Genomic DNA, 4,130 nt, shown 5'->3' with positions numbered 1-4,130 from the left:
CCTTAGGCGCACTATCTCTTTGTCCGAAGACTCCGAGTACTATCGTATTTCCCCAAAATCTGTGGATTTGCCTGCAGATCTTATAGGTAGGTACTTCAACGAACTATTCCGTCAGTTCGCGGCGCTTTCATCACTCCGTCACCCCATCACAGTAATCAGTAGTACGGGAATATTAACCCGTTGGCCATCGACTGTCCCTTTCGGGTTCGCCTTAGGTCCCGACTAACCCACAGCTGATTAGCATAGCTGTGGAAACCTTAGTCTTTCGGTGTGCGGGTTTCTCGCCCGCATTATCGTTACTTATGCCTACATTTTCTTTTCTAACCAGTCCAGCATGCCTTACGACACACCTTCAACCCTGTTAGAATGCTCCCCTACCACTTTAACTTACGTTAAAATCCATAGCTTCGGTAATATGCTTATGCCCGATTATTATCCATGCTCGTCCGCTCGACTAGTGAGCTGTTACGCACTCTTTAAATGAATGGCTGCTTCCAAGCCAACATCCTAGCTGTCTGGGCAGACAAACCTCGTTCTTTCAACTTAGCATATATTTGGGGACCTTAGCTGATGGTCTGGGTTCTTTCCCTCTCGGACTTGGACCTTAGCACCCAAGCCCTCACTGTTATCAATCATTATATAGCATTCGGAGTTTGTCAGGAATTGGTAGGCGGTGAAGCCCCCGCATCCAATCAGTAGCTCTACCTCTATATAACTAAAATAACGCTGCACCTAAATGCATTTCGGGGAGTACGAGCTATTTCCGAGTTTGATTGGCCTTTCACCCCTACCCACAGGTCATCCGAAGACTTTTCAACGTCAACCGGTTCGGACCTCCACACTGTGTTACCAGCGCTTCATCCTGCCCATGGGTAGATCACACGGTTTCGCGTCTAACACTACTGACTAAAGCGCCCTATTCAGACTCGCTTTCGCTACGGATCCATGGCTTAACCACTTATCCTTGCCAGCAACGTTAACTCGTAGGCTCATTATGCAAAAGGCACGCCGTCACCCCACTAAAGGGCTCCGACCGCTTGTAAGCGTATGGTTTCAGGATCTATTTCACTCCGTTATTCACGGTTCTTTTCACCTTTCCCTCACGGTACTGGTTCACTATCGGTCTCTCAGGAGTATTTAGCCTTAGCGGATGGTCCCGCCAAATTCAGACAGGGTTTCACGTGCCCCGCCCTACTCAGGATACCACTATTTATTATACTCGTTACCCATACAAGGCTATCACTCTCTATGGCGCTACTTTCCAGTAACTTCTGGTTCCTTGTACATAAAATATCGTGGTCCTACAACCCCAAAATTGCCGTAACAACTCTGGTTTGGGCTAATCCGCGTTCGCTCGCCACTACTTACGGAATCACTTTTGTTTTCTTCTCCTCCGCCTACTTAGATGTTTCAGTTCAGCGGGTTTGCCCACCTATCGGTGTACTATGTCTTCAACATAGTGGGTTGCCCCATTCGGATATCTACGGATCAATTCGTGTGTGCCAATCCCCGTAGCTTTTCGCAGCTTATCACGTCCTTCTTCGCCTCTGAGAGCCTAGGCATCCCCCATACGCCCTTATTTTGCTTATTGTACTTCGGTTATGTTTTACCACAACCGTGTCTTTCTACTTTTTAAATGTTTTTATCTCAATATGTCAATGAACTTTTATACCGAACTTATTCCAGTATTTGTGGAGAATATCGGAGTCGAACCGATGACCTTCCCGATGTAAATCGGGACGCTCCAGCACCATCTTGCTGAATCTTCTTTAGTGGAGAATATCGGAGTCGAACCGATGACCTTCCCGATGTAAATCGGGACGCTCCAGCACCATCTTGCTGAATCTTCTTTAGTGGAGAATATCGGAGTCGAACCGATGACCTCCTGCGTGCAAGGCAGGCGCTCTAGCCAGCTGAGCTAATCCCCCTTTCTTTTAAAATTCCAAATCTTTAAATTCCAAATTCCAAAAAAATAAGGATTTCAACCTCTAGAATTTCCTAATCAAGTTAAAATAGTAGTCCCGGGCAGACTCGAACTGCCGACCCCTACATTATCAGTGTAGTACTCTAACCAGCTGAGCTACGAGACTCTGTTTTTTACTTAATTCTTTATTCAATTTCTTTAAATTAACAGCAAGAGTAATCTAATCAATGCTTTAGTCCTTTAGCATCTTCTTCTCTATCTTTAGCGTGCATATAGCTAACACTAAAGCTCTAGAAAGGAGGTGTTCCAGCCGCACCTTCCGGTACGGCTACCTTGTTACGACTTAGCCCTAGTTACTAGTTTTACCCTAGGCAGCTCCTTGCGGTCACCGACTTCAGGCACCCCCAGCTTCCATGGCTTGACGGGCGGTGTGTACAAGGCCCGGGAACGTATTCACCGGATCATGGCTGATATCCGATTACTAGCGATTCCAGCTTCACGGAGTCGAGTTGCAGACTCCGATCCGAACTGTGACCGGCTTTATAGATTCGCTCCTCCTCACGAAGTGGCTGCTCTCTGTACCGGCCATTGTAGCACGTGTGTAGCCCAAGGCGTAAGGGCCGTGATGATTTGACGTCATCCCCACCTTCCTCACAGTTTGCACTGGCAGTCTCGTTAGAGTTCCCGACATCACTCGCTGGCAACTAACAACAGGGGTTGCGCTCGTTATAGGACTTAACCTGACACCTCACGGCACGAGCTGACGACAACCATGCAGCACCTTGTAAATTGTCTTGCGAAAAGTCTGTTTCCAAACCGGTCAATCTACATTTAAGCCTTGGTAAGGTTCCTCGCGTATCATCGAATTAAACCACATGCTCCACCGCTTGTGCGGGCCCCCGTCAATTCCTTTGAGTTTCATTCTTGCGAACGTACTCCCCAGGTGGGATACTTATCACTTTCGCTTAGCCACTGAAGTTGCCCCCAACAGCTAGTATCCATCGTTTACGGCGTGGACTACCAGGGTATCTAATCCTGTTCGCTACCCACGCTTTCGTCCATCAGCGTCAATCCATTAGTAGTAACCTGCCTTCGCAATTGGTATTCCATGTAATCTCTAAGCATTTCACCGCTACACTACATATTCTAGTTACTTCCTAATAATTCAAGTCTAGCAGTATCAATGGCCGTTCCACCGTTGAGCGATGGGCTTTCACCACTGACTTACTAAACCGCCTACGGACCCTTTAAACCCAATGATTCCGGATAACGCTTGGATCCTCCGTATTACCGCGGCTGCTGGCACGGAGTTAGCCGATCCTTATTCTTACGGTACCGTCAAGCTCCTACACGTAGGAGGGTTTCTTCCCGTACAAAAGCAGTTTACAATCCATAGGACCGTCATCCTGCACGCGGCATGGCTGGATCAGGCTTGCGCCCATTGTCCAATATTCCTCACTGCTGCCTCCCGTAGGAGTCTGGTCCGTGTCTCAGTACCAGTGTGGGGGATCTCCCTCTCAGGACCCCTACCCATCGTAGCCTTGGTAAGCCGTTACCTTACCAACTAGCTAATGGGACGCATGCTCATCTTTTGCCGTTGTGACTTTAATGTGAAAATGATGCCATTCTCACATACTATGAGGTATTAATCCAAATTTCTCTGGGCTATCCCTCTGCAAAAGGTAGATTGCATACGCGTTACGCACCCGTGCGCCGGTCTCAAGGTTGCAAGCAACCTCTACCCCTCGACTTGCATGTGTTAAGCCTGCCGCTAGCGTTCATCCTGAGCCAGGATCAAACTCTTCATCGTATATTGTTTATCCTGAATTTACTTCAGGATCTTTTTATTATTCGAATCAGATACTATCGGTGTTAATTCTAATCTCTCGATTAGCTTACTCTTATTTCTTTGTCTCGTCTTTCGAACGAGACGGCTGTCAATTCAATATGTCTAGGAACGTATTCTTCTTTATTTTAAACCGAATTTATCTCAGTTTATTTCCGCCTTTCGTTGTTTCTCAAAGCGGGTGCAAAAGTAGTAATTCTTTTTTAACCGGCAAGAAAATTTGAAACTTTTTTTTGAAAATTTTTATTTCCATTTAGCCCTCATCTTCTTATCAATCTCTCAAGGAACTTCGCGTCTTTTGCGGGGTGCAAAGGTAAACAGCGTTTTTATTTCTCACAAGCTTTTTTTGATATTTTTTTT

The 4,130-nt window shown here is 46.5% G+C and carries 2 tRNA genes and 2 rRNA genes (1 of these 4 running past the window's edge); all 4 read right to left on the bottom strand.

From position 1 onward, the window contains the following. A 23S ribosomal RNA gene (locus tag ACZ1AQ_RS15060) occupies positions 1-1,591 on the bottom strand; it reaches 1,389 nt to the left of the window's first position. Positions 1,592-1,854: 263 nt separating this feature from the next. Beyond that, positions 1,855-1,928: transfer RNA gene (locus ACZ1AQ_RS15055), tRNA-Ala, on the bottom strand. An 88-nt stretch (positions 1,929-2,016) separates the two neighbouring features. Beyond that, positions 2,017-2,090: transfer RNA gene (locus tag ACZ1AQ_RS15050), tRNA-Ile, on the bottom strand. A gap of 128 nt (positions 2,091-2,218) precedes the next feature. Then, positions 2,219-3,734 (bottom strand): 16S ribosomal RNA (locus tag ACZ1AQ_RS15045). Together the 16S and 23S rRNA genes with 2 tRNA genes alongside form the textbook arrangement of a ribosomal RNA operon. Positions 3,735-4,130 lie beyond the last annotated feature (396 nt).

This window comes from Flavobacterium sp. UM26 (genome assembly GCF_057922445.1).
This window is presented reverse-complemented; position numbering and strand designations above follow the sequence as displayed.